The sequence below is a fragment of the Pseudomonas sp. SDO5271_S396 genome (assembly GCF_054071795.1).
The window spans coordinates 115,822-140,845 of the sequence record NZ_JBSVWB010000010.1; the positions used below are offsets into that span (position 1 = coordinate 115,822).

Below are 25,024 nucleotides of genomic sequence, written 5' to 3' on the forward strand. Positions count from 1 at the left end.
GGAGTTTAGCAGCTATGGGCGGCGGCCTACATCAGGCCGGCCGCCCTCTGCGTCTTATCGATTCAGGCGCTTGTCGATAAGCCCCTCTACCACGCTGGGGTCGGCCAGGGTCGAGGTGTCGCCCAGGCTGTCCAGTTCATTGCAGGCGATCTTGCGCAGAATCCGCCGCATGATCTTGCCGGAGCGGGTTTTCGGCAGGGCCGGTGCCCACTGGATCAGCTCCGGCTTGGCAAAGCTGCCGATTTCCTTGCTGACCAGATCCAGCAGGTGTTTTTTCAGCTCTTCGCTGGGTTCCACACCGTTCATGGGCGTTACAAAGGCATAGATGCCTTGTCCCTTGACGTCATGGGGATAGCCCACCACGGCGGCCTCGGCGACCAGGTCATGCAGCACCAGCGCGCTCTCCACCTCGGCGGTACCGATACGATGGCCGGACACGTTGATCACATCGTCGATACGCCCGGTGATCCAGTAATCGCCGTGTTCATCGCGCCGCGCGCCGTCACCGGTGAAGTAGTAGCCGGGGTAGGGCTTGAAGTAGGTATCGATCATGCGCTGCGGGTCGCCGTAGACACTGCGAATCTGCCCCGGCCAGCTGGCCTTGATTGCCAGCACGCCGCTGCCGGCGCCGCTGAATTCCTTGCCGTGCTCATCCAGCAGCACGGGTTGTACGCCAAACATCGGCTGGGTCGCGCAGCCCGGCTTGATGCGCTGGGCGCTCACCAGGGGGCTGAGCATGATGCCGCCGGTTTCGGTCTGCCACCAGGTGTCCACGATCGGGCAGCGTTGCTCGCCCACGGCGTTGAAATACCAATCCCAGGCTTCCGGGTTGATTGGCTCACCGACGCTGCCCAGCAGACGCAAGCTGGCGCGGGAGGTGTTTGCCAGCGGCGCCTGGCCTTCACGCATCAGGGCCCGCAGGGCGGTAGGGGCGGTGTAGAAGATGTTCACCTGGTGTTTGTCGATCACCTGCCAGAAACGCGAGCTGTCCGGATAGCTCGGGACCCCTTCGAACATCAGTGACGTGGCGCCATTGGCCAGCGGGCCGTACACGATATAGCTGTGGCCGGTGACCCAGCCCACGTCGGCCGTGCACCAGAACACTTCGCCGTCGCGGTAGTCGAGCACGTATTTGAAGGTCATCGCCGCCTGCAGCAGGTAACCGCCAGTGGTGTGCAGTACGCCCTTGGGTTTGCCGGTGCTGCCGGAGGTATAGAGGATGAACAGCGGATCCTCGGCGTCCATCGGCTCGGGCGGGCAATCATCGCTGGCTGCGTCCAGCGCTTGCTGGTACTTGAGGTCACGGCCTTCGCTCCAGTTCACGCTCGCGCCGGTGCGCTCCACCACCAGCACGGTACTGACATTCGGGCAACTGGCGAGGGCCTTGTCGACGTTCTGCTTCAGCGCCACCGGCTTACCGCCGCGCACGCCTTCATCGGCGGTGATCACCGTGCGGCAGTCGGCATCCAGGATGCGGTCACGCAGCGCATCCGGCGAGAAGCCCCCAAACACCACCGAATGCACGGCGCCGATTCGTGTGCAGGCCAGCATGGCGTAGGCGGCCTCCGGGATCATCGGCATGTAGATGCACACCCGGTCGCCTTTCTTCACGCCACGGCTTTTCAACACATTGGCCAGGCGACTGACGTTTTTATGCAGTTGGCGGTAAGTGATTTTGGAAGACTTTGTCGGATCGTCGCCCTCCCAGATGAAGGCCGGTTGATCAGCGCGTTGCGCCAGGTGGCGGTCGATGCAGTTGTAGCTGACGTTCAGTTGCCCGCCCGCAAACCATTGTGCCGCGCCGGTCTTGATATCCGAGTGCTGAACGGTGTGCCAGGGTTTGATCCAGTCGAGAAAGCCTTTGGCCTGTTCGGCCCAGAAGGTGTCGGGCTGTTCGATGGATTGGCGGTAGAGGCGCTGGTAGTCCTCTTGACTGAGTTGCGCAGCCCGGCGGACGGCATCGGCGGTGGGGAACGTGCTGATATCGAACATGAGCGATCCTTATTCTTGTTTTTGCGACAAGCGATAAAGATGCACCCTGTGGCGGGAGGGTTCAAGGCCAACGTCCAAACGCACGTTGGCCTTGAGGGACCGGCATCAGCCGCGATGACGACCGCGGAAGTAGTTGATCAGGCCCTGGGTCGAGGCATCTTCGGCTGAAGTTTCCTCGGCGCCGGTCAGGCGGTTGTAGACGCCCTTGCCCAGTTCCTTGCCCAACTCCACGCCCCATTGGTCGAAGGCGTTGATGCCCCAGATCACGCTCTGCACGAACACTTTGTGTTCATACATGGCCACCAGTGCGCCCAGGCGACGCGGGCTGATGCGCTCGACCACCAAGGTGTTGCTCGGGCGGTTGCCCGGGATCACCTTGTGCGGTGCCAGCTTCTGTACCTCGGCTTCCGCCAGACCTTTGTCGCGCAGCTCGGCTTCGGCTTCGCTGCGGGTCTTGCCGAGCATCAGCGCCTGGCTCTGGGACAGGCAGTTGGCGTACAGCCACTGGTGGTGGTCGGATACCGGGTTGAAGCTGACGATCGGTACGATGAAGTCGGCCGGAATCAGTTGGGTGCCCTGGTGCAGCAACTGGTGATACGCATGCTGGCCGTTGCAACCCACGCCACCCCAGATGACCGGGCCGGTGTCGGTGGCCACGGGGGTACCGTCCTGGCGCACGCTTTTGCCGTTGGATTCCATGTCCAACTGCTGCAAATGCTTGGTGATGTTACGCAGGTAGTGATCGTACGGCAGGATCGCGTGGCTCTGCGCGCCCCAGAAGTTGCCGTACCAAACACCCAGCAGGCCCAGCAGCACCGGCATGTTCTGTTCGAAAGGGGCGTTCTGGAAGTGCTGGTCCATGGTGTAGGCACCGGACAGCAGTTCCTTGAAGTTGGACATGCCGATGGCCAGCGCGATAGGCAAACCGATCGCCGACCACAGCGAATAACGACCGCCGACCCAGTCCCACATCGGGAAGATGTTCTCTTCGCGGATGCCGAAGGCCACGGCCGCCGCGTTGTTGCTCGAAACGGCGATGAAGTGGCGATACAGCTCGGCTTCCGAGCCGCCCTGGGCCAGGTACCAGGCGCGGGCGGCCTGGGCGTTTTTCAGGGTTTCCAGGGTATTGAAGGATTTCGACGAGACGATGAACAGCGTGGTCTCGGCGCGCAGCTTCATGGTCAGTTCGTGGAACTCGCTGCCGTCGATGTTCGCCAGGTAGTGGCAACGCACGCCTTTGTGGGCATAGGACAGCAGCGCTTCGGACACCAGCTCGGGGCCGAGGAAGGAGCCACCGATGCCGATGTTCACTACGTCGGTGATCGGTTTTTCGGTGTAGCCACGCCACAGGCCGTCGTGGATGCGGCCGACCAGGTCGGTGATCTGGTTCAGCACCTTGTGCACGTCGGGCATGATGTTCACGCCGTTGACCGACAGCTTGTCACCTACCGGGCGACGCAGGGCGGTGTGCAGGGCAGGGCGGCCTTCGGAGGAGTTGACCGGCTCGCCAGCGTACAGCGAGTTGATCGCGTCCTTGAGGCCGACTTCCTTGGCCAGGCCCACCAGCAGGTCACGGGTTTCGCTGGTGATCAGGTTTTTCGAGTAATCGAGGAAAAGTCCGCAGCTGCTCAGGGTGAACTGGGAGAAACGCTGAGGATCGGCATTGAACGCGTCGCGCATGCTGAAATCCTGCATGGCTTGGCGATGTTGATTGAGCGCTTGCCAGGCGGGCAGAGCGGTAACGTCATGAGGAGTGCGGTAGTACGCCATCGCTGCGGGTTTCCTTTTATTACGGGGACTGCCTTTAGGACACTTCAAAGCCCGGAACGTCCTGCTTTCATCAAGCGGCCGATTCCAGACAGCGCTAACCAGGAGCGCAGGGCGATTACATTAAACCTAGCGTGTCGATATGTCTTGGCTTTGTCTGCGCTGAGGCCGGTACTTTTTTATACCGGCCTCGCGAGGAGAGCAACAGGAGGGAGTCAGTCGAGGGTCAGGTGCAGGTTGTCGATAAGGCGGGTGTTGCCCAGATAAGCGGCGACCAGCACCACGATATCCCGATCGTCGGGCGTGGCGGGGCGCAGGTGGACGCCCTGGCGCACTTCGAGATAGTCCATTCGCAGGCCTGCCGCTTCGATCTGCTTGATCTGGTCGGCGCGCAACCTGGCGAAGTCGCGCTCACCGCCCTTGATGGCCGTGACTATCTGGCTGAGGCTGCGGTACAGCACCGGAGCAATGGCGCGCTGCTCTTCGGTGAGATAGCCGTTGCGCGACGACAGCGCGAGACCGTCGTCGGCGCGCACGGTGGGCTCGCCGATGATCTGGATCGGCATGTTCAGGTCATGGACCATGGCGCGGATCACGGCCAGTTGCTGATAGTCCTTCTGGCCAAACACGGCCATGTCCGGCTGCACCATGTTGAACAGCTTGCTGACCACGGTGGCCACGCCCTCGAAATGCCCGGGACGGCTGGCGCCGCACAGGCCTTCGGACAATTGCGGCACGCTGACGCGGGTCTGACCCGTCATGCCACCGGGGTACATTTCTTCGACGGTCGGTGCGAACAGCAGGTTGCAGCCGGCTTGCAGCAGCTTTTCCTGATCGGCGGCGAGGGTGCGGGGGTATTTGTCCAGGTCTTCGCCGGCGCCGAACTGCAGCGGGTTGACGAAGATGCTCGCGACCACGAAGTCTGCCTGTTGCACGGCTTTGGCCACCAGCGTGGCATGACCGCTGTGCAGGTTGCCCATGGTGGGCACGAAGCCAATGCGTTTGCCGGCACTGCGTGCGTGAGCCACGGCTGCGCGCAGTTCGCGTACGGTCTTGACGGTATTCATGCGGAGAATCCGTGTTCGGCGCCGGGGAAAGTCACGCCTTTGACTTCGGCCACATAGGCACTGAGTGCGGCGTGAATGCTGTCCTGGCCGGCCATGAAGTTCTTCACGAACTTCGGCACGCGGCCACTGATCGACAGGCCGAGCATGTCATGCAGCACCAGCACCTGACCATCGGTAGCCGGACCGGCGCCAATGCCGATCACCGGCACTTTGACCGCTTGAGTGATTTCGGCGGCCAGCTCGCTGGGCACGCACTCCAGCAGGATCATCGCCGCGCCGGCTTGTTCCAGGGCAATGGCATCGGCGCGCATCTGGCGCGCCTGGGCCTCATTGCGACCCTGTACCTTGTAGCCGCCGAGGATATTCACGGATTGCGGCGTCAGCCCCATGTGCGCGCACACGGGCACGCCTCGCTCAGCCAGCAGGCGAATCGACTCGGCGAGCCACGCGGCGCCTTCCACCTTGATCATATGGGCACCGGCCTGCATCAGCTTGCCGGCATTCTGGAACGTCTGTTCAGGGGTGGCGTAACCCATGAACGGCAAATCGGCAATAATGAAGGCGCCATCGTTGCCGCGTTTGACGCTGGCAGTGTGATAGGCGAGATCATCGGTGGTTACTGGCAGGGTGCTGTCATTCCCTTGAAGAACCATGCCCAGGGAGTCGCCCACCAACAACACTTCAACCCCGGCCTGGCAACTGGCATGGGCAAAGGTGGCGTCGTAGCAGGTCAGCATGGTGATTTTTTCACCCTTGAGCTTGAGGCTCTGCAGGGTGGTCAGGGTAATGTCTGGCATGAAAAGAGTCCTCATTCAGGCGCTTGGAACCAGCGAGTAACGCGCGTGAGTCTTCGTTTATACAGGCGCACTTTCTTCAGAGCAGTGCTTATAAGGCCTGGATTGCGCCCTTTAGCGCCGGGTTGGCGGCAGCGGGACGCCTATAGTCGTGAGGAGGACACGGGAAGTCAATTGGATGTGTTACCGCATTGTTACGCATGGGGTGTTACCCCTGTTACTGATGCGGTTCAGCTTCTGCAGGAGAGGGCGTCAAACTGAAGGGGTGCGTTCCAGGCCGACGAATGGGCATGCAGCCAGCAGGTCGCTGAGCTGCTGGCCGTCGGGTAGCTGCAAGGTGCTCGGTGCCAGCTCTGCCAGCGGGTACAGCACGAACGCGCGCAGGTGCATTTGGTAGTGAGGCACTTTGAGGCGCGGTTCATTGATCGCGCGATCGCCGAACAGCAGGATATCCAGGTCCAGCGTGCGTGGGCCCCAGCGCTCCATGCGCTCCCGACCCTGATCGTTTTCGATGGCCTGCAGGGCATCGAGCAGTTCCAGGGGGGCGAGGCTGCTGTCCACGGCGGCGACTGCATTGGTATAACGCGGTTGGCCCGGGAGTAACGAATCGCTTTGATAGAAGGCGGACACCCCGGCGAGTGTGGTGCCGGGCAGCAACGCCAGTGCCTCGACGGCGCTGCGCAGTTGCTGATCCGGGGCAGCCAGGTTGCTGCCCATGCCGATGTAGATGCGTTCCACGTTTATTCGCCCGCAGCGCCCGAGGCGTCGACGGCGCTTTGTTTGCGCTTGGTATTGCTGCGCCGGCGTTTTTTCGGGCCTTCGCCTGCAACATCAGCTTTGCTGCCCAATTCGCGAATCATTTCGCGGCGCCCGCTGTCATTGGCGTCCTGGTAGTCGGTCCACCAGTCGCCCAGGCCGTCGGTCTGCTCGCCGGCGCTTTCACGCAGCAGCAGAAAGTCGTAGCCGGCACGGAATCGCGGGTTGTCCAGCAACTGGTCGGCACGCTTACCACTGCGACGCGGCAAGCGTTCCTGCATGTCCCAGATCTCACGGATCGGCAGTGTGAAGCGCTTGGGAATGGCAATGCGTTGGCACTGTTCGGTAATCAGCTCATGCGCGGCTTCCTGCATGGCCGGAATCGGCGGCATGCCACGGTCTTGCAGACGCAGTACGCGTTTGGGCAGGGCTGGCCACAAGAGGGCCGCAAACAGGAACGCCGGCGTCACCGGTTTGTTCTGTTTGATGCGCAGGTCGGTGTTGATCAGTGCTTCGCTGATCAGGGTATGGGTATAAGTCGGGTTGTGTTCCAGGGCCTCGGCGCTGGCCGGAAACAGCGGGTCGAACAGTTGCAGGTCGACGAGCATTTCAAAGGTGTCAGCCGCATGGCCCGAAAGGAACAGCTTGAGTACTTCTTCGAACAGGCGCGCTGAAGGGATTTCCCGAAGCATGGGGGCCAGGTCACGAATCGGCGACGCAGTGTGTTTCTCGATGCCGAAATTCAGCTTGGCGGCAAAACGTACCGCCCGCAGCATGCGCACCGGGTCTTCCTGGTAGCGCTGTGTCGGGTCGCCGATCAGGCGGATCAGGTGGTTGCGAATATCATGTACGCCGTTGGCGTAATCGAGAATGCGTTCGCTGACCGGGTCGTAATACAGGGCGTTGATGGTGAAGTCGCGGCGCTGCGCGTCTTCTTCCAGGGTGCCGTAGACGTTGTCACGCAGGATGCGTCCGCTTTCGTTGCGGGAAGACTGGTTGGTGTCTTCCTCTTCATCGCTTTGCGGATGGCCGGCGCGGAAGGTTGCGACTTCGATGATTTCGCGACCGAAGTGGATATGCACCAGTTTGAAACGGCGACCGATAATGCGCGCGTTGCGAAACTCGGCGCGTATCTGCTCGGGCGTGGCGCTGGTGGCAACGTCGAAGTCCTTGGGTGTGATGTTGAGCAGCATGTCACGCACGCACCCGCCCACCAGATAAGCTTGGTAGCCGGCGTTCTGCAAACGTTCGACGATGTTCACTGCATAACGGCTGAATTGAGCCCGTTGCAGCGAATGCTGGCTGCTGTTGAGCACTTCAGGCGTGCTGCGTTTGTGTTGCGTACGACGCAAGGGAGAACGGAATGACTGGAACAACTTCTTCAGCATGGGATGCACTGTTTGAAGGAATGTTCGGCCATAACGAAGAATGACCGCATGATGGGCGGGGATTCTAGCATTTAGTCAGGGGATGGTGTAGGAACAAGCTACAGGCATTGCGCCATAAGCCTTTGCGCGTCAAACGCCGGAAACTACAAGGGGAGCCTAAGCTCCCCCAGAAGTAGTTGCGTGCTCTTTTTTTATTATGGTGTCGGGCTTCTTGTTTTTGTTGATCGCCCTTGTCATGAGGCTGCACCTTCATGACGCTCCCAATCGGGAGTCAAGAGCAAACGGATTGCTTTGGTCGCTGTGTTGCTGATCTACGATCCAACCAGTTCAGGCTCTGCCTTAGGGCAGTTTTTGTTGTTCTCGTCCTGGTTGCGGGGCAAGCCCCAAATGCAACGCCTCTCCAAAAGAATCAGTTAGCTGCGCCTCCGCCGTGTTGTTTTTATTGTGCGTGAGTCGATTCGTCTTATTTTTATTGTCTTGTACAGAGCTTGTTATTGTTTTTGTACTAAGCATATAGCAGGGTGCGTGCCAACTTTTGCACCGGCCAACAAAACCGGGGGTTTGAGGGGGATTCAGATTTTTGGCGGACGAAAAAAAGCCGGGGTTTCGTTACCGTAAGCCCCGGCTTTTGTTACGTGAAAAATCCGCGGTAACAGTTTTTTCACATCTGAGGGTGTTACCTGTGGGGGCGCGCGCCTCAGCTCTCGCTGGCGACCCCGGTCTTGCGCCGTGGAATGCCCAGGCGCTGGCGCCGTTCCCACAGGCACTTGCGGCTCACACCCAATTTGCGCGCCAGTTCGGTCTCGGTCATATGGTCTTGATGTTCGAGGACGAAATGCTGGAAGTAGTCTTCCAGTGACAGGTCTTCCGTCGGCTCGTGGCTGGTATTGCTGGCGCCGCCCTGTTGCGGGGCCAGGCCGATGAAATCATCGTCTTCCAGATCGCCCAGCTCGATGTCGATACCCAGCAGGTCGGCGGAAATTTCCGCGCTTTCCGACAGAATCACCGCGCGTTCGACCGCGTTCTCCAGTTCCCGCACGTTACCCGGCCAGGAGTAATGCCGAATCGCCTGCTCGGCGTCCGCCGCGAACTTCAGGTCAGTGCGGTTGATGCGTGCGCTCTGACGTTGCAGGAACGCGTTGGCGATCTCGTTGACGTCGGCACCGCGCTCGCGCAGGGCCGGCAGCTTCAGCGCGATCACGTGCAGGCGGTAATACAGGTCTTCACGGAACTGGCCGACCTTGGCCAGGCTTTTCAGGTCGCGGTGGGTGGCGGCGATCAGACGCACATCGACTTTCTGCGATTGCACCGAGCCCACGCGACGAATTTCACCTTCCTGCAACACACGCAGCAAGCGTGCCTGGGCTTCGAGGGGCAACTCGCCGATTTCATCGAGGAACAGCGTGCCGCCGTCAGCGGCTTCCACCAGGCCCGCTCGCCCGGCGCTCGCGCCGGTAAAGGCGCCTTTCTCGTGGCCGAACAGCTCGGATTCGATCAAGGATTCGGGGATGGCTGCGCAGTTCACCGAAATCATCGGCGCCTTGGCGCGTTTGGACAGGTTGTGCAGGGCGCGGGCCACCAGTTCCTTGCCGGTCCCGGATTCGCCCTGGATCAGCACATTGGAGTCGGTTGGCGCGACTTTGCGGATTTTACCGTACAGGTCCTGCATCGGAGGGCAGGAGCCGATGATGCCGATTTCGCCGTTGCTGTTGTCGACTCCCGGCTTGTCGGCAGCTTTGCCTGCCGGACGCTGCTCGGCGGGCGCGCTGCTGGCCGACTGACGGTCACGCAGGATGCGCGCCACGGCCTGGAGCATTTCATCATGGTCGAACGGCTTGGCGATGTAATCCACCGCGCCCATCTTCATGGAGTCCACCGCTGAGCGCAGGCTGGCGTAGCTGGTCATGATCAGCACCGGAGTGCCTTGGCCAAGCTTGATCAACTCGGTACCAGGCGCGCCCGGCAGGCGCAGGTCACTGACAATCAGGTCGAACGTAGGGATGCTGAAACGCTCCTGGGCTTCCTGCACCGAGCCGGCTTCGCTGACCTGGTACTGATTACGTTCAAGCAGGCGACGCAAGGCAGAGCGGATAATGGTTTCGTCTTCGACGATCAAAATGTGCGGCATTGATTCAATTCTCTCGACGGTCTCAGTTCACAGCGGACGTCGCTTCGACATGACGCGGCAAGGTCACCCGAATACGGGTGCCGCGTTGGCTTTCTGGGTCAGCCGGGCTGTCGATGGTGATTTGTCCATAATGCTCTTCAACGATGGAATAGACCAGTGCAAGGCCCAGACCGGTTCCTTCACCCGGGTCCTTGGTGGTGAAGAAGGGTTCGAACAATCGGTCCATGATGTTCTGTGGAATACCGCTACCTTCATCTTCGACGATCAGATCGACCGTATGTTCGAAAGCCTCGGTCTTGACGCGTACCGCGCCCCCCGCGGGTGTCGCGTCACGGGCGTTGGACAGCAGGTTGATCAGTACTTGGGCCAGACGTTGCGAGTCGCCATCCACCCAGTGTTCGGGGTCGCACAGGTTGAAAAACTGCACTTCGAAATTGCGCCGGTTCAACGCCAGCAGACCAATGGCGTCCTGCGCCACTTCGGCCAGGCACACCGATTCGTCCTGATTCTGGTGGGCACCGGCGTGGGCAAAGCTCATCAGCGACTGCACGATGCGCGAGACCCGCTTGGTCTGCTCGAGGATCTGCCCGCTGATTTCAGTGATTTCGCCGTCGTCTTCGCGCTCTTCGCGCAGGTTTTGTGCGAGGCAGGCGATACCGGTGATCGGATTGCCGATTTCATGGGCCACACCAGCCGCCAGGCGACCGATGCTGGCGAGTCGTTCGGAATGCACCAGCTTGTCTTCGAGCATCTGGGTTTCGGTCAGGTCTTCCACCAGCAACACCAGGCCGCTGTTACCCGGTGCCAGCGGTTCGTCGATGGCCGCTTTGTGCAGGTTGAGCCAGCGGGTCTGGCCGTCGAGGGCCAGGTGCTGTTTGTGCAAGTGCTCGTCGGGCAGGTTGATGAATCCCTGCAGCAGTTCTTTCCAGGGCTCGCCCAAGGTATTGAGACGCGAACCCACCACCCGCTGGGCCGCAATGCCCGTGAGTTCTTCCATGGCCTTGTTCCACATCAGGATTTCTTGATCCTTGGCCAGGGAGCAGACGCCCATCGGCAGTTCCTGCAGTGTCTGGCGGTGGTAGCGGCGCAAGGCATCCAGTTCGGCGGCAAGGCCGGTGAGGCGCGAATGGTAATCCTCCAGCCGGCTCTCGATGAAATGGATGTCCTCGGTGACGTAGTTTTCCCCGCCAGCTTTGTAGGGCAAGAAGGTTTCCACCATGTCTTGGGACACGCTGGGGCCCATCAGGCCGGAAAGGTTGGCCTCGATCCGGTCACGCAGGCGACGCAGCGCGTAGGGGCGGCGTTCGTCGAATGGCAGGTAAAGGTCGCGCAGCGCCTGTTCGACTTCTTTTTGCGCAGCCTTGGCGCCGAGAGGCTTGGCCAGTTGCGTGGCGAACTCCTGGGGTGACGCGGCATGCAGTTCGCGACGTTGCGGACGGCGCACGTTATCCACTGCGCAGGCTTCGGCGGCACTGGTTTCTTCCGGGCTGACGTTGGTGAACAGTGAGATCAGGGTGAACATCAGCACGTTGGCGGCCAGGGAGGCGATCGCCGCCATGTGCCAACTGGTGTCGTCCAGCACGTAAATCATGTTGAGCAGCGGAATGTAGAAGCCCTGCAAGTTGCCGACCAGCGGCAGCAGCATGGTGACGACCCAGACCAGGATGCCGGCCAGCAACCCGGCAATGAAGCCACGGCGATTGGCGGTCGGCCAGTACAGTACCGAGAGCACGCCCGGCAGGAACTGCAAGGTAGCAACGAACGCGACGATACCCAGGTTGGCCAAGTCTTGGCCGGCGCCCAACAGCAGGTAGAAACCATAGCCGGCCATGATGATCGCGACGATCAGCGCGCGCCGCGTCCATTTCAGCCAGCGATAGATGTTGCCCTCGGCAGGCGGCTGATACAGCGGCAGCACCAGGTGATTGAGCGCCATGCCCGACAGTGCCAGGGTGGTGACAATGATCAGGCCGCTGGCCGCCGACAAGCCGCCGACATAAGCCAGCAGCGCCAAAGCAGGGCTATTGGCCGCGATGCCGATGCCCAGGGTGAAATACTCGGGGTTGGTGGTAGCGCCCAGTTTCAGGCCGGCCCACAGAATCAATGGCACCGCCAGGCTCATCAACAGCAGGAACAGCGGCAAGCCCCAACTGGCGCTGACCAGCGAGCGCGGGTTGAGGTTCTCGGTGAACGTCATGTGATACATGTGGGGCATCACGATGGCCGAGGCAAAGAACACCAGTAGCAAGGTGCGCCAGGGGCCTTCCTGCAAAGGGGTATGCAGGGCGGCGAGGGCGGTCTGATTTTGCAGCAGCCAGAGCTCCAGTTGCTGCGGACCGTCGAACACGCCGTAGAGGGCATACACCCCGACGCCGCCGATGGCGATCAACTTGATTACCGATTCGAAGGCAATCGCGAACACCAGCCCTTCGTGTTTCTCGCGGGTGGCGATATGGCGTGAGCCGAAGAAAATCGTGAACAGTGTGATCAGCGCACAGAAGCTCAGGGCAACCCGATGCTGCACCGGCTCGCGGGTGAGGATGCTGATGGAGTCGGCCACGGCCTGGATTTGCAGTGCCAGCAACGGCAATACGCCGATCAGCATGAACACCGTGGTCAGCGCGCCGGCCCAGGTGCTGCGAAAGCGAAACGCAAACAGGTCGGCCAGGGACGACAGCTGATAGGTGCGGGTGATTTTGAGGATGGGATACAGCAGCACCGGTGCCAGCAGGAAGGCCCCGGACACGCCGAGGTAGCTGGAGAGAAACCCATAGCCATATTGGTAGGCCAGGCCCACGGTGCCATAGAACGCCCAGGCGCTGGCGTACACCCCCAGGGACAAGGTGTAGGTCAACGGATGGCGAATGATCGCCCGCGGAATCATTCCGCGCTCACTGATCCAGGCCACTCCGAACAGCGCGGCCAGGTAGGCGGCGCTGATCAGCAGCATCTGGGTGAGGCTAAAGCTCATCGGCATCTTTTTGGCTCTGCAGGATAAAGGTCACGACGATCAGGATCAGCCACAGCAGATACGGGCGATACCAGGCGCCGGTGGCGTCGATCCACCAGTCCATGATGGCGGGGGAAAACAGGTAGATCCCGACGACCAGCAGCAGGACCAATCGATAGATGTACATGTTGGCCTCTGATTGAAAAACTGCGGCGATGGTAACGGATGGCTGGCAAGCTGCAAGCGCCTTCAGCTCAGTTGCGCTTCGGCCAGGGTGAGTGTGCGCGGGACCTGTGAAGCATCCCAGTGACGGATGCCCCAGTCCAGCAGTTCCCGTGGGCTGGCGTAGCGCAGTTCATCGCCCGGTTGCTGGCCCAGTGCACGCAGCGCCCGCAGGAGCAGTGGGGTGGCCTGGTCGGGTGTCAGCGGCGGTGAGCGGTAGGATTTGCCCAGTTTGTTACCGTCCGGCTGGACGATCAGCGGTACATGCAGGTAGCGCGGCTGGCGCAGCCCCAGCAGTTCCTGCAGGTAAAGCTGGCGAGGCGTGGAGTCCAGCAGGTCGGCACCGCGCACGATATCGGTGATGCCCTGCCAGGCATCGTCAAGAACCACTGCCAACTGGTAGGCGTACAGACCGTCACGGCGACGGATGACGAAGTCGCCCACGTCACGGCCCAGATGCTGTCGGAATTCACCTTGTACACGGTCGGTAAAGTGATAGGTCAGTTCGGGTACGCGCAAACGGATGGCTGCGTCGTGCTGGTCATGGCCGGCATTGCGGCACAGGCCCGGGTAAATTCCGCTGTAGGGTTCAAGTTGTTTGCGTGAACAGGTGCAGGCATAGGCCAGACCGTGGTTGAACATATCGTTCAACACTTTGGCGTAGGCTTCATGCCGCTCGCTTTGTCGGACCAGTTCACCGTCCCACTCGAAGCCATAGCTTTCCAGGGCATGGAGAATCGCGGCCTGGGCGCCGGGTTCTTCGCGAGGCGGATCGAGGTCCTCCATGCGCATGAGCCAGCGGCCTTGGTTGGCACGCGCGTCGAGGTAGGAGGCGAGGGCGGCAACCAGCGAGCCGAAGTGCAAATGGCCGCTGGGCGTAGGGGCGAAACGCCCGATATAGGTAGAAGCTGTCATGGGCCGGATAGTACTGGAAAATCGGTAAACGCCAGAAACAAAAATGGGGCGTTCGCACGCCCCATTCGTTCAGCTCGGCAGGATTATTTGCCGACCTGTTTTTCCTTGATTTCAGCCAAGGTCTTGCAGTCTACGCAGAGGTCCGCGGTTGGGCGGGCTTCCAGGCGACGGATACCGATCTCGACGCCGCAGGATTCACACCAGCCATATTCTTCGTCTTCGATCAGTTGCAGTGTCTTGTCGATTTTCTTGATCAGCTTGCGCTCGCGATCGCGGGCACGCAGTTCAAGGGCGAACTCCTCTTCCTGGCTGGCACGGTCGGCCGGGTCCGGGAAGTTGGCGGCTTCGTCCTTCATGTGGTCTACCGTGCGGTCGACTTCCTGCATCAAGTCCTGTTTCCACTTCTTCAGAATGTTGGAGAAGTGCTTGCGCATGGGCTCACTCATGTACTCCTCACCCTTTGCCTCAACATAGGGTGTGAAGCCACTGAGGCCTGAGGATTGCTGTTGCTTTGCTTGGGTGGACATGAATAGACCGCCTCTCACTCTTCTAATCCATTGCGCAGGATTGCAACGTTACCGACACCTGCCGGCCCTGCGGCTGCAAGCGGGCGAACTTACCAGATAGATTCGGGGTGCGCCACTCCCGGTTGTCGAGCCCCCACCTTGTGGGGGCTGCAAACACCTGCAAGCCGAAGGGCGCTGCCTTGAATGTTGATTTTAGTCGTTCTGGCGGGGCTTGCCCGATTCGCCGGGGAAGGTGTGTGGCAATAGAGCGGGCGTTATGCGCCCGGTTGGGTAGAATCGATGCTTTGTACTTACCCCGTTAAGGAAGGCTAATGGCTCAGCCCTACAGTGCGCGCAGTCGCGCCATCGAACCGTTTCACGTCATGGCGCTGCTGGCGCGGGCCAACGAGTTGCAGGCGGCCGGTCATGATGTGATTCACCTGGAAATCGGCGAGCCGGACTTCACCACCGCCGAGCCGATCATCCAGGCCGGTCAGGCGGCGCTGGCCAGTGGCAAGACGCGCTACACCGCCGCCCGCGGCCTGCCTGAACTGCGCGAGGCCATCAGCGGTTTTTACGCGCAGCGTTACGGGCTGAAGGTGGATCCCGAGCGCATCCTGATCACACCGGGCGGCTCGGGCGCGTTGCTGCTGGCGAGCAGCTTGTTGGTGGATCCGGGCAAGCATTGGCTGCTGGCGGACCCGGGTTATCCCTGTAACCGGCACTTTCTGCGTTTGGTGGAGGGGGCGGCCCAATTGGTGCCAGTGGGGCCTGATGTGCGCTATCAGTTGACCGCCGATCTGGTGGGCCGGCACTGGGACCAGGACACCGTGGGCGCACTGGTCGCCTCGCCGGCGAACCCTACCGGTACGATCCTGGCACGGGACGAATTGGCGAGCCTGTCGCATGCCATCAAGGCCCGCAATGGCCATTTGGTCGTGGACGAAATTTACCATGGCCTCACCTACGGCACCGATGCTGCCAGTGTGCTTGAGGTGGATGATGAGGCCTTCGTCTTAAATAGTTTTTCGAAGTATTTCGGCATGACCGGCTGGCGCCTGGGTTGGCTGGTGGCGCCACCTGCCGCAGTGGGCGAATTGGAAAAACTGGCGCAAAACCTGTACATCAGCGCGCCGAGCATGGCCCAGCATGCCGCGCTGGCCTGTTTTGCCCCGCAAACCCTGAGCATTCTGGAAGAGCGTCGCGCCGAGTTTGGCCGTCGGCGTGACTTCCTGCTACCTGCGTTGCGCGAGCTGGGGTTCGGTATCGCCGTGGAGCCGGAAGGGGCGTTCTATTTGTATGCCGATATCAGCGCGTTTGGCGGTGATGCCTTCGCGTTTTGCCGTCATTTCCTTGAAACCGAACATGTGGCATTCACGCCGGGGCTGGATTTCGGTCGCTATCAGGCTGGCCACCACGTGCGCTTTGCCTACACGCAAAACCTGGAGCGGCTACAGGAAGCGGTGGAACGAATCGCCCGTGGCTTGCGGAGTTGGCAAGGCTGATGCGTTTTTATCCTCCCCTCGAAGAAGGGCGGCTGATTCGCCGCTACAAGCGATTTCTTGCCGATATCGAAACCGTTACCGGCGAGTTCATCACCATTCACTGCCCGAACACTGGTTCGATGCTGAATTGCATGGTGGAGGGTGGCCAAGTCTGGTTCAGTCGCTCCAATGATCCGAAACGCAAACTGCCGGGCACCTGGGAAATCGCTGAAACGCCCCAAGGACGTTTGGCGTGCGTGAATACGGCGCGTGCCAATCAATTGGTCGAAGAGGCGTTGCATGCCGGAGTGATCACCGAGCTTGAAGGGTTCACGCTTTTGAAGCGCGAAGTGCCGTATGGGCAGGAAAAGAGCCGCATTGATTTTCGTCTGGATTACCCGACAGGGTCAGCTTATGTCGAAGTCAAAAGTGTCACTTTGGGCTTTGATGGCTCTTCGGTGGCGGCTTTCCCGGATGCGGTGACCCAGCGCGGCGCCAAGCATCTGCGCGAGCTGGCTCACCTGGCGCGCGAAGGCGTGCGGGCGGTGCAGTTGTATTGCGTCAATCTTTCGGGAATTGATGCCGTGCGCCCGGCGGTGGAAATCGATGCGGGTTATGCGGCAGCGCTGCGCGAGGCCAAATCAGCGGGCGTAGAGGTGTTGGCCTACGGCGTGCGGGTCACGCCGGAGGAAGTGTGCGTGGATCGTCGGTTGGAGGTGCTGCTCGGTGACTAGAGTTGTACCCAAAGGCCTTGGGTATCTTCGCGACCGGGCAGGGCGGTGAGGTGTTGACCGGTGCATGGTCCGGCGATGCACTCGCCGCTTTCGATGAGGAACAGCGCACCGTGGGTGGCGCACTGGATCAGGCTGGCACTTGAATCCAGGAATCGATCGGGTTGCCATTCCAATGGGATGCCACGATGGGGACAGCGGTTGATGTAGAAGTAGGCGATGCCGTCCCGTCGAACAGCCAGCAATTTGCAGCCATCGATCTCAAACCCGAGGCTGCTGTCGGGCGCGAGGGTATCGGAGGGGCAGAGAAACTTCATTTCAATCCTTAAGTGCCTTGACGTTCAAATGCAAACAATTATCAAATGCCGGCTTCGCCCGTTAGCTGACCGGGCGCTCAATACGATGCCAGAGAGGGCTTCTCTGTCACACCCGCGAGCGTTCGAGTGGCTCTGCCCTTGGAAGGAAACCCTGTTATGCGCCTGAGTGCCAGCGCAATTGCGCTTGTTGTCGGACTGCTGGTCAATCACGGGGCGCACGCCTCAGAACTGCCACAACGTTGGGTGAGTGCCGGTGGGGCGCTTTCGGAGTGGGTGACAGCCCTGGGTGGTGAGCCGAAGCTGGTGGGGGTCGATACCACCACTCAGCATCCTGACTCCCTGAAGGCATTACCAAGCATTGGTTATCAGCGGCAGCTGTCGGCAGAAGGCATTCTCAGCCTGCGTCCGCAAATATTGATCGGTACCGAGGAAATGGGGCCGCCGCCAGTGCTGGCCCAGATTCGCAGTGCGGGCGTGCAGGTGGAATTGTTCTCGGCACAGCCGGACCTGCCGACCTTGAAAACCACCTTGGAGCACTTGGGCAAATTGCTGGGCAGCGACGCCAAGGCCAACGAATTGTTTAGCGGTTATGAGCAGGCACTCGATCAGCAGGCGAAATGGGTGGCCAAGGCCCAGGCCACGCAAAAGGCACCCGGGGTCCTGTTGCTGCTCGGTCACGCCGGTGGCAAGCCTTTGATCGCGGGCAAGGACACGGCGGCGGATTGGTTGCTACAGCAGGCGGGCGGCCATAACCTGGCGACTCATACGGGTTACAAACCGTTTTCGGTGGAGTCGCTGGCGGGGCTGAGCCCGGATGTGCTGGTGTTTGCTGATCGTGCCCTTACCGGTGATGCGGCGCGTGCGGCGTTGTTCAAGGAGAACCCGATCCTGGCTTCCACGCCGGCGGCCAAAAATGATCGCGTGTTTGAGTTGGACCCGACATTGTTGGTGGGAGGGTTGGGGCCACGTCTGCCGCAAAGTCTTGTGAAGCTGTCTGCCGGGTTTTACCCGTCTCAGGCCAAGCCCACCCCATGACCACTCTGGTTAAGCCGCAAACATTGTTCATCGGGTTGGCACTGCTTTGCGTGCTGGCCACCTGGCTTTCTCTGGCTCTGGGGCCGGTGAGCCTGCCCTTGCTGGACACGCTCCGGGCGGCGCTGCGCATGATGGGGGCACCTATCAATGCGCAGGGGTTGGAGCAGGCCGAACTCATTCTGGGGCAGATTCGTCTACCACGTACATTGCTGGGGCTGGCGGTGGGCGGCGTGCTGGCATTGTCTGGCGTGGCGATGCAGGGGTTGTTTCGCAACCCGTTGGCGGATCCTGGGCTGGTCGGGGTTTCCAGTGGCGCGGCATTAGGGGCGGCAATCGCCATTGTCGGCGGTGCATTTTTTGGTGGTTTGCCCGACGCGTTCGGGCCCTATCTGCTGTCATTGTGTGCGTTTCTCGGTGGTCTGGGTGTGACCGCGCTGGTCTATCGGTTGGGACGACGTAACGGGCAGACCAACGTTGCCACCATGTTGCTTGCCGGCATCGCGCTGACCGCCCTCGCCAGTTCGGCGGTAGGGTTATTTACCTATCTGGCCGACGACGCCACGTTGCGCACCCTGACGTTCTGGAACCTGGGCAGCCTCAACGGCGCCAGCTATGCCCGGTTGTGGCCCTTATTGCTGGTCAGCGCGGGTGTGGCGCTGTGGCTGCCGCGCCGGGCCAAGGCGCTGAATGCGTTGCTGCTCGGAGAGTCCGAGGCCAACCATCTTGGGATTGACGTTGAGGGGCTCAAGCGTGAGTTGGTGTTGTGCACCGCACTGGGTGTGGGGGCGGCGGTGGCAGCGGCGGGCATGATTGGTTTTGTCGGGCTGGTTGTGCCGCATCTGGTGCGCCTGCTGGCGGGGCCTGATCACCGTGTGTTGCTGCCGGCTTCGGTATTGGCCGGTGCGAGTTTATTGTTGTTTGCCGATCTGGTAGCGAGGCTTGCCCTCGCGCCGGCCGAGCTGCCGATCGGTATTGTGACGGCGTTTATCGGTGCACCTTTCTTCCTTTACTTGTTGTTACGGGGACGTGCCTGATGCTGCGAGTCGAAGCGCTGCAGATCCGTCGTGGCCAAAAAACCGTGTTGTCGGATATCACCCTTGAGTTGCTGCCTGGTGAGGTGCTGGGTGTGCTCGGCCCCAATGGCGCCGGCAAAAGCACATTGCTGGGCGCGCTGTGCGGCGAGTTGCATCCTGATGAAGGCAACGTGTGGCTTGATCGGCGCGCGCTGAGAGACTGGAGTGGGCCGCAGCGCGCTCAGCGTCTGGCGGTATTGCCGCAGACATCGACTCTGGATTTTGCTTTTCGCGTGGAGGAAGTTGTCGGCATGGGCCGTTTGCCTCACCAGACCGGTCGGGTGCGTGACGATGAGATTATCCATTCGGCCCTGAACTCGGCGGATGTCGGGCATTTAAGCGGCCGCAGCTACCTAGCGTTATCGGGCGGTGAGCGCCAACGCGTTCACCTGGCACGGGTTCTCGCGCAATTATGGCCGGGGGAAGCGGGGCAAACGTTGTTGCTGGATGAGCCGACGTCGATGCTGGATCCCTTGCATCAACACACCACCCTGCAGGCCATTCGTACCTTCGCCGACCGGGGAGCAGCCGTGTTGGTTATTCTTCACGACTTGAACCTGGCAGCCCGTTACTGTGACCGGATTCTGCTGCTGGAGGAGGGACGTCCCCGCGCGTTGGATACGCCGTTCCAAGTGATGCAGCCTGAATTGCTCAAAGCCGTATTCGGTTTGGATGTATTGGTGCAGTCGCATCCGGAGCGTGGGCATCCGTTGATCATTGCACGCTAAGCAGGGTGTCTTGCGGACAGCTTTCTACAGGCAAAAAAAGACCCGGCAAAAGCCGGGTCAAATAACCGTGATTAGCCTGATGAGGAGATAATCTGAGAGTCCGAACCAATGGTCTTTCAGTTATCGGCTGATCTCGCGACCAGTTGTGATAATCATAACGATTCTCATTTGTGAGTCAACGTTTGTTTTCGTGTGATCTCGTGTTTTTCTCAAACGGTCGTTCGGAATTCCTTTAAACGTTGGTTATGGTCGTTCGATCTAATTTTTCTGGCGCGTTGAAATGGCATCCAGCTGGCGATTCAATGCGTCCTTGCGCTCGGCGGGAATATCGTTCCAGTGCACATCCATCAACGCTCCTTCGATTGCATACAGCAGCACTTTCGACGCACGGAACCCACGGGTCCGTACGGCGCGGTAGGCATCGACCGCCCCCAGGCGACGCAAGTCGGAGGCACTGTGGATGCCCACCGCATGCAGCCATTGCGCCGACGTCTTGCCAAGGTTTTTCAGGTGTTGCAGCTCATCGTTCATCAAGCCTCCTTGCGACGGCCGAATGGTGCGGTGGGTATCGTGACCAGGCAAGCCTGAAAGGAGTGTAGCGCTCAGTAGGAAAAGCGTGGTTCTTTGGTCAGAAGCGGTCCAAAAGCTTATAAGAATGGTGCTATGGATTGACGGACAGCAGACATGAAGCGCCCGCTGCGCGGTGAGCACAGTCGGACGCCGCTGATGATCTTTACTTGGTGCGGTAGCGCAGGCGAGTACCGAAGTTGACCGACATGAGGATCTCGTCGGCGGTCAGCTCAGGCGGGAAGTAAGCGCCTGAAATCTGCGCATGGGCCAAACTGGCGCCTTCCAGTGAGCAGTCACGCAGGTCCAGGCCGCGCAAATCGGCGGAGCGAAAGTACGCATCGGTGAAATCCACCCCGGTGGCGTTCAGTTCACGCAGGTCCAGGCCACGGAAGTCGCCACCACGCATGTCAATGGCGCCATCTTTGGGGCGCTCCTGGTTGAAGCCGCGGATATCGTCTTTGTGCAGGAGCGAGTAGAGCGGAGTATCAAGAAGCTTCGGCTGACTCATGATGGCGGCACCTGGTGGTTTTATGACGCCATTATAGTGCCACTATTGCTCGGTCGTGCGCCTAACTAGACGACACGACCAAGAAATATTTCTTACAAGCCCGGCAGACGCTGACGGATATGCGCTACCAATGCGTCAAGCGTCCCGCTTTCATTGGTCTCGACACGATGGCTGAGAAGCAGTTCTTCAGCGGTCAACGGCTCACGGTTGGCTTGTTGCTCCTCAATAACCGCCAGTGTTGCGTCGGAAGGGTCGTTCTTATCCGCCTGGCGTTGCGCCAACCAGCTAGCGATAACAGCCTGTGGTGCGTTGCAATCCAAAATCAGGAACGGCGCGCCAGTGGCTTCGGCCACTTTCGCGGCGGCGCTGCGCTGTTCCTGCTTCAGGAAGGTGGCATCCAGCACCACGGGGAAGCCTGCACGCAGCACGGTATCGGCAATTTCATTCAGGCGAGCGTAGGTCGCTGTACTTGCATCGGATGCATAAATGCCGGCTTGTGGAGTGTTTTCCACTTGTTGTTCACCAAACAAGCGCTTGCGTTCAACGTCCGAACGCAGGCGCACGGCGCCCAAAGCTTCCACCAGTCGCATCGAGACCTGGCTTTTGCCTACAGCCGAGACGCCGTGCGTGACTGCGAGGAAACGCGACGGAATGGTGCTGTAGCTTTCCGCGAGGTTCGCGTAATTGCGGTACTGGCGCAGGGTGGTGGCCCGTTGCACCGGGCTTGCCTCGCTTGGCATGCTGAACAGCGCGACCTTGGCTCGCACCAGTGCACGGTAGGCTTTGTAGAAGTTCAGCACCTCAAGACCTTGATAGTCGCCCGTCAACTCCAGATATTGGCTGACAAAGCGGCGCGCCAGGGATTTGAGGCCGCGGTCTTCCAGGTCCATGGCCAGGAAGCCAGTGTCGGCATACACATCGGTGAAGCGGAAGGGTTCGTTGAACTCAATGCAGTCGAAAATCACCACATTCCCATCGATCAAGGTGGCGTTGCCCAAGTGGATATCACCATGGCATTCACGGGTGAAGCCATCGCGCTTGCGTTGTTCGAGCAGTGGCTTGAGGCGCTCGAAGCTGCTTTCGGCCCAGGCCTGCAGGGCTTCAAGTTGCACGAGGTCAGCTTTGTCGCTGAGGAACGGGCGGATTTGTTCGAAGTTCTGTCGCACTGGCGCCATCACTTCGTCCGGCGTGCCAGCCGGGTGTTCTTGCGGCACTTTCGGGGCTGCGAGGTGGAACTGTGCAATCTGCCTGGCCATCTCGTCGATGTGTGCGCTGGTCAGTTCGCCATTGGCTTGTAGGGTGCTGAGCAGTTGGCTTTGCGGGAACTGGCGCATTTTCAGCGCGTACTCGATGACCGGACCTTCGCCACCCAATTGCGGGGCCTCGGCAGTACCGGTGATCGGCAGCACGTCCAGATACAAATCTTCGGTCAGGCGTTGGTTGAGGCGCAGCTCTTCGTTGCAGAAGTGGCCGCGGCTTTCGAGGGAGGTAAAGTCGAGAAAGCCGAAGTTCATCGGTTTCTTCAATTTATAAGCGTAAGGGCCGGTGAGCACGACCCAGGAGATATGGGTTTCGATGACTTGGAATGATTCAACCGGATGGGGGTACAACGCCGGGTTTTGCAGGGCAGCAATCAGTGACTGGCTCACGGGCGATCCTTCAGAGTCTGGGAGAAAACGTGGCATGCATTATGGCCGCTGCAGCCGGTCGTGCAAACCGCTGTCCGGCTCATGTTGATCATCAATAAAGTGCGTATAATCCGCCGCCATGACTCGAACCCGATCTCCCCGTTCCCGTAAAAAACCTCCCTCCCGCAGCCTGCGCCCGTGGCTGGGCTGGGCGCTCAAGCTCGGCCTTGTAGGCCTTGTGGTGCTCGCAGGCTTTGCGGTGTACCTCGATGCCGTGGTGCAGGAGAAATTCTCCGGCAAGCGCTGGACTATTCCGGCCAAGGTGTACGCGCGCCCACTGGAGTTGTTCACCGGCCAGAAGCTGAGCAAGGATGATTTCCTCACTGAACTCGACGCCCTGGGCTATCGTCGCGAACCGGTATCCAACGGCCCGGGCGCCGCTGCGGTGAGCGGTAATACCGTCGACCTCAATACCCGGGGTTTCCAGTTCTATGAAGGCCTGGAAAAAGCCCAGCCGGTGCGCGTGCGCTTCTCCGGTGACTATGTCGCCGAGCTGTCATCGCTCAACGGCTCCAAGTTGCCGGTGGTGCGACTGGAACCGCTATTGATCGGCGGTATTTATCCCAAGAACCTTGAAGATCGCATCCTGATCAAGCTCGATCAGGTGCCGCCTTATCTGTTGGAAACCCTGGTCGCTGTAGAGGACCGCGACTTCTATAGCCACTGGGGTGTATCGCCGAAATCAATTGCCCGTGCCATCTGGGTCAATACCTCCGGCGGCAAGATGACCCAGGGCGGCAGTACGCTGACCCAGCAGTTGGTGAAGAACTTCTATCTGACCAACGAGCGCAGCCTGACCCGCAAGCTGACCGAAGCCATGATGGCGATGCTGCTTGAGCTGCATTACAGCAAGCAGGAAATTCTCGAGGCCTACCTCAACGAGGTATTCGTTGGTCAGGATGGCCAGCGTGCCGTGCACGGTTTTGGCCTGGCCAGCCAGTTTTTCTTTGGCCAGCCGCTGTCCGAGCTGAAGTTGCATCAAGTGGCGTTGCTGGTCGGCATGGTGAAGGGGCCCTCCTATTACAACCCGCGCCGCAATCCGGAGCGCGCGCTGGAGCGTCGCAATCTGGTGCTCGATGTGTTGGAACAGCAGGGCGTTGCTACCGCCGAGCAGGTCGCGGCGGCGAAGAAAATGCCACTGGGTGTGACCACTCGCGGCAAGCTGGCGGACAGCTCGTTCCCAGGCTTCATCGATCTGGTCAAGCGCCAACTGCGTGAAGATTACCGAGACGAAGACTTGACCGAGGAAGGGCTGCGGATCTTCACCAGTTTCGATCCTATTCTGCAGATGAAAGCCGAGGCTTCGGTCAACGACACCTTCAAGCGCCTGATCGGCCGCAAAGGTGCGGATGACGTTGAAGCCGCCATGGTCGTGACCAACCCGGAAACGGGTGAGGTCCAGGCCATGATCGGCAGCCGCCAGGCCAGTTTCGCAGGCTTTAACCGTGCGCTGGATGCCGTGCGGCCGATCGGTTCGTTGGTCAAGCCAGCGGTTTATCTGACTGCCCTGGAAAAACCCAGCAAATACACGCTGACCAGTTGGCTGTCGGATGACCCACTGTCGGTCAAAGGGGCTGATGGTCAGGTGTGGACGCCGCAGAACTTTGACCGTCGTTCCCATGGCACCGTCTTTCTGTACCAGGGGCTGGCGCATTCCTACAACATTTCCACCTCGCGTCTTGGGCTGGATGTGGGAGTCCCGAATGTTCTGAAGACCCTGGGTCGGTTGGGGATCTCCCGTGAGTTTCCGGCATTCCCGTCGATCCTGCTGGGGGCGGGAGCGATGACGCCAATGGAAGTCGCGACCATGTACCAGACCCTTGCCAACGGTGGGTTCAATACGCCGATGCGCGGGATTCGCAGCGTACTGACGGCCGAAGGTGAGCCGCTCAAGCGCTATCCGTTCCAGATTCAACAGCGCTTCGATGCCGGCTCCATCTACCTGATCCAGAACGCCATGCAGCGCGTAATGCGCGAAGGGACCGGTAGTTCCGTCTATAAGGTGCTGCCCTCGAACCTGACATTGGCCGGCAAAACCGGTACGAGTAACGACTCGCGTGACAGCTGGTTTGCAGGCTTTGGCCAAGATGTGCTGGCGGTGGTGTGGCTGGGGCGTGATGACAACGGCAAGACGCCGTTTACCGGTGCCACCGGCGCGTTGCAGGTCTGGACCAGTTTCATGCGCAAGGCCGACCCGCTGCCGTTGAACATGCCGCAGCCGGACAATATTGTGCAGGCCTGGATTGATCCCCACACCGGCCAAGGCTCTGATGCCAACTGTCCGGGCGCGGTGCAGATGCCGTATATTCGCGGCAGCGAACCGCCACCCGGTGCAGCCTGCGGAGGTAACGCCCCGGCGGAATCGGTGATGGACTGGGTCAAGGGCTGGATGAATTAAGCAAAGA

21 protein-coding genes are annotated in these 25,024 nt (G+C 60.4%); 6 read left to right on the plus strand and 15 right to left on the minus strand.

Features of this window, described 5'->3' with window-relative positions:
• Positions 1-54: 54 nt before the first annotated feature.
• The 11 genes from acs to dksA form a co-directional block, all read right to left on the minus strand.
• Complete coding sequence (gene acs / locus ACW9IN_RS10365; protein WP_457365775.1) at positions 55-1,992, minus strand: acetate--CoA ligase; 1,938 nt, start codon at positions 1,990-1,992, stop codon at positions 55-57.
• Between the two features lie 105 nt (positions 1,993-2,097).
• A complete protein-coding gene (gene pgi, locus ACW9IN_RS10370) occupies positions 2,098-3,762 on the minus strand; it encodes a glucose-6-phosphate isomerase (protein WP_457365776.1) in 1,665 nt (554 codons plus the stop codon).
• A gap of 212 nt (positions 3,763-3,974) precedes the next feature.
• Entirely contained in the window at positions 3,975-4,826 is an 852-nt protein-coding gene (panC, locus tag ACW9IN_RS10375; protein ID WP_457365777.1) for a pantoate--beta-alanine ligase, read from the minus strand.
• Positions 4,823-5,623, minus strand: coding sequence for a 3-methyl-2-oxobutanoate hydroxymethyltransferase (gene panB, locus ACW9IN_RS10380; protein WP_457365778.1), 801 nt, complete (start codon positions 5,621-5,623; stop codon positions 4,823-4,825). The genes panC and panB overlap by 4 nt, the downstream gene beginning before the upstream one ends.
• 249 nt (positions 5,624-5,872) lie before the next feature.
• Positions 5,873-6,358 (minus strand): 2-amino-4-hydroxy-6-hydroxymethyldihydropteridine diphosphokinase, encoded by a 486-nt coding sequence (gene folK / locus ACW9IN_RS10385; RefSeq protein ID WP_457365779.1) that lies wholly within the window; start codon positions 6,356-6,358, stop codon positions 5,873-5,875.
• 2 nt (positions 6,359-6,360) lie between these two features.
• Positions 6,361-7,764 carry a polynucleotide adenylyltransferase PcnB gene (locus ACW9IN_RS10390; protein ID WP_457365780.1) on the minus strand — a complete coding sequence of 468 codons (1,404 nt, stop codon included), beginning with the start codon at positions 7,762-7,764 and terminating at the stop codon, positions 6,361-6,363.
• 697 nt (positions 7,765-8,461) lie between these two features.
• Positions 8,462-9,892, minus strand: a complete 1,431-nt coding sequence (locus ACW9IN_RS10395) for a sigma-54-dependent transcriptional regulator (RefSeq protein ID WP_457365781.1) — start codon at positions 9,890-9,892, stop codon at positions 8,462-8,464.
• A 22-nt stretch (positions 9,893-9,914) separates the two neighbouring features.
• Positions 9,915-12,869 carry a sensor histidine kinase gene (locus tag ACW9IN_RS10400; protein WP_457365782.1) on the minus strand — a complete coding sequence of 985 codons (2,955 nt, stop codon included), beginning with the start codon at positions 12,867-12,869 and terminating at the stop codon, positions 9,915-9,917.
• The gene (locus tag ACW9IN_RS10405; RefSeq protein WP_003176118.1) at positions 12,853-13,029 is read right to left on the minus strand and encodes a hypothetical protein; all 177 of its coding nucleotides are present in this window, start codon (positions 13,027-13,029) and stop codon (positions 12,853-12,855) included. Before ACW9IN_RS10405 ends, ACW9IN_RS10400 begins: the two co-directional genes overlap by 17 nt.
• 62 nt (positions 13,030-13,091) lie before the next feature.
• Positions 13,092-13,979, minus strand: coding sequence for a tRNA glutamyl-Q(34) synthetase GluQRS (gene gluQRS / locus ACW9IN_RS10410; protein WP_457365783.1), 888 nt, complete (start codon positions 13,977-13,979; stop codon positions 13,092-13,094).
• Between the two features lie 83 nt (positions 13,980-14,062).
• Entirely contained in the window at positions 14,063-14,506 is a 444-nt protein-coding gene (dksA, locus tag ACW9IN_RS10415) for an RNA polymerase-binding protein DksA (protein WP_065910298.1), read from the minus strand.
• A 311-nt stretch (positions 14,507-14,817) separates the two neighbouring features.
• Between dksA and ACW9IN_RS10420 the strand changes: the two genes are divergently transcribed.
• Together ACW9IN_RS10420 and sfsA are read left to right on the plus strand one after the other, a co-directional pair.
• On the plus strand, positions 14,818-15,990 hold the full coding sequence (locus ACW9IN_RS10420) for a pyridoxal phosphate-dependent aminotransferase (protein ID WP_457365784.1): 1,173 nt from the start codon (positions 14,818-14,820) through the stop codon (positions 15,988-15,990).
• Entirely contained in the window at positions 15,990-16,703 is a 714-nt protein-coding gene (gene sfsA / locus ACW9IN_RS10425) for a DNA/RNA nuclease SfsA (protein WP_457365799.1), read from the plus strand. Before ACW9IN_RS10420 ends, sfsA begins: the two co-directional genes overlap by 1 nt.
• Here sfsA and ACW9IN_RS10430 read toward each other — a convergent pair.
• Positions 16,700-17,017 (minus strand): Rieske (2Fe-2S) protein, encoded by a 318-nt coding sequence (locus ACW9IN_RS10430; protein WP_457365785.1) that lies wholly within the window; start codon positions 17,015-17,017, stop codon positions 16,700-16,702. The genes sfsA and ACW9IN_RS10430 overlap by 4 nt on opposite strands.
• Positions 17,018-17,173: 156 nt before the next feature.
• Here ACW9IN_RS10430 and ACW9IN_RS10435 point away from each other — a divergent pair, with 156 nt between their 5' ends.
• From ACW9IN_RS10435 to ACW9IN_RS10445, 3 genes are read left to right on the plus strand one after another with little or no spacing between them, the layout of a single operon-like run.
• A complete protein-coding gene (locus tag ACW9IN_RS10435) occupies positions 17,174-18,052 on the plus strand; it encodes a heme/hemin ABC transporter substrate-binding protein (RefSeq protein ID WP_457365786.1) in 879 nt (292 codons plus the stop codon).
• A 50-nt stretch (positions 18,053-18,102) separates the two neighbouring features.
• Positions 18,103-19,086, plus strand: coding sequence for a FecCD family ABC transporter permease (locus ACW9IN_RS10440; protein WP_457365800.1), 984 nt, complete (start codon positions 18,103-18,105; stop codon positions 19,084-19,086).
• The gene (locus tag ACW9IN_RS10445) at positions 19,086-19,853 is read left to right on the plus strand and encodes a heme ABC transporter ATP-binding protein (RefSeq protein ID WP_457365787.1); all 768 of its coding nucleotides are present in this window, start codon (positions 19,086-19,088) and stop codon (positions 19,851-19,853) included. The genes ACW9IN_RS10440 and ACW9IN_RS10445 overlap by 1 nt, the downstream gene beginning before the upstream one ends.
• A 258-nt stretch (positions 19,854-20,111) precedes the next feature.
• Here ACW9IN_RS10445 and ACW9IN_RS10450 read toward each other — a convergent pair whose 3' ends face one another.
• The 3 genes from ACW9IN_RS10450 to ACW9IN_RS10460 form a co-directional block, all read right to left on the minus strand.
• On the minus strand, positions 20,112-20,384 hold the full coding sequence (locus ACW9IN_RS10450; protein ID WP_457365788.1) for a TfoX/Sxy family protein: 273 nt from the start codon (positions 20,382-20,384) through the stop codon (positions 20,112-20,114).
• A 202-nt stretch (positions 20,385-20,586) separates the two neighbouring features.
• A complete protein-coding gene (locus ACW9IN_RS10455; RefSeq protein ID WP_135310628.1) occupies positions 20,587-20,931 on the minus strand; it encodes a pentapeptide repeat-containing protein in 345 nt (114 codons plus the stop codon).
• Between the two features lie 92 nt (positions 20,932-21,023).
• Complete coding sequence (locus ACW9IN_RS10460) at positions 21,024-22,580, minus strand: bifunctional aminoglycoside phosphotransferase/ATP-binding protein (RefSeq protein ID WP_457365789.1); 1,557 nt, start codon at positions 22,578-22,580, stop codon at positions 21,024-21,026.
• A gap of 118 nt (positions 22,581-22,698) precedes the next feature.
• Between ACW9IN_RS10460 and mrcB the strand changes: the two genes are divergently transcribed.
• Positions 22,699-25,017 carry a penicillin-binding protein 1B gene (gene mrcB / locus ACW9IN_RS10465; protein ID WP_457365790.1) on the plus strand — a complete coding sequence of 773 codons (2,319 nt, stop codon included), beginning with the start codon at positions 22,699-22,701 and terminating at the stop codon, positions 25,015-25,017.
• Positions 25,018-25,024 lie beyond the last annotated feature (7 nt).

Excerpts from the sequence above, each read along its gene's own strand:
- acs (WP_457365775.1), bottom strand. The coding sequence starts at position 1,992 with ATGTTCGATATCAGCACGTTCCCCACCGCCGATGCCGTCCGCCGGGCT.
- pgi (WP_457365776.1), bottom strand. The coding sequence starts at position 3,762 with ATGGCGTACTACCGCACTCCTCATGACGTTACCGCTCTGCCCGCCTGG.
- panC (WP_457365777.1), bottom strand. The coding sequence starts at position 4,826 with ATGAATACCGTCAAGACCGTACGCGAACTGCGCGCAGCCGTGGCTCAC.
- panB (WP_457365778.1), bottom strand. The coding sequence starts at position 5,623 with ATGCCAGACATTACCCTGACCACCCTGCAGAGCCTCAAGCTCAAGGGT.
- ACW9IN_RS10390 (WP_457365780.1), bottom strand. The coding sequence starts at position 7,764 with ATGCTGAAGAAGTTGTTCCAGTCATTCCGTTCTCCCTTGCGTCGTACG.
- ACW9IN_RS10395 (WP_457365781.1), bottom strand. The coding sequence starts at position 9,892 with ATGCCGCACATTTTGATCGTCGAAGACGAAACCATTATCCGCTCTGCC.
- ACW9IN_RS10400 (WP_457365782.1), bottom strand. The coding sequence starts at position 12,869 with ATGCCGATGAGCTTTAGCCTCACCCAGATGCTGCTGATCAGCGCCGCC.
- ACW9IN_RS10405 (WP_003176118.1), bottom strand. The coding sequence starts at position 13,029 with ATGTACATCTATCGATTGGTCCTGCTGCTGGTCGTCGGGATCTACCTG.
- gluQRS (WP_457365783.1), bottom strand. The coding sequence starts at position 13,979 with ATGACAGCTTCTACCTATATCGGGCGTTTCGCCCCTACGCCCAGCGGC.
- dksA (WP_065910298.1), bottom strand. The coding sequence starts at position 14,506 with ATGTCCACCCAAGCAAAGCAACAGCAATCCTCAGGCCTCAGTGGCTTC.
- ACW9IN_RS10420 (WP_457365784.1), top strand. The coding sequence starts at position 14,818 with ATGGCTCAGCCCTACAGTGCGCGCAGTCGCGCCATCGAACCGTTTCAC.
- sfsA (WP_457365799.1), top strand. The coding sequence starts at position 15,990 with ATGCGTTTTTATCCTCCCCTCGAAGAAGGGCGGCTGATTCGCCGCTAC.
- ACW9IN_RS10430 (WP_457365785.1), bottom strand. The coding sequence starts at position 17,017 with ATGAAGTTTCTCTGCCCCTCCGATACCCTCGCGCCCGACAGCAGCCTC.
- ACW9IN_RS10435 (WP_457365786.1), top strand. The coding sequence starts at position 17,174 with ATGCGCCTGAGTGCCAGCGCAATTGCGCTTGTTGTCGGACTGCTGGTC.
- ACW9IN_RS10445 (WP_457365787.1), top strand. The coding sequence starts at position 19,086 with ATGCTGCGAGTCGAAGCGCTGCAGATCCGTCGTGGCCAAAAAACCGTG.
- ACW9IN_RS10450 (WP_457365788.1), bottom strand. The coding sequence starts at position 20,384 with ATGAACGATGAGCTGCAACACCTGAAAAACCTTGGCAAGACGTCGGCG.
- ACW9IN_RS10455 (WP_135310628.1), bottom strand. The coding sequence starts at position 20,931 with ATGAGTCAGCCGAAGCTTCTTGATACTCCGCTCTACTCGCTCCTGCAC.
- mrcB (WP_457365790.1), top strand. The coding sequence starts at position 22,699 with ATGACTCGAACCCGATCTCCCCGTTCCCGTAAAAAACCTCCCTCCCGC.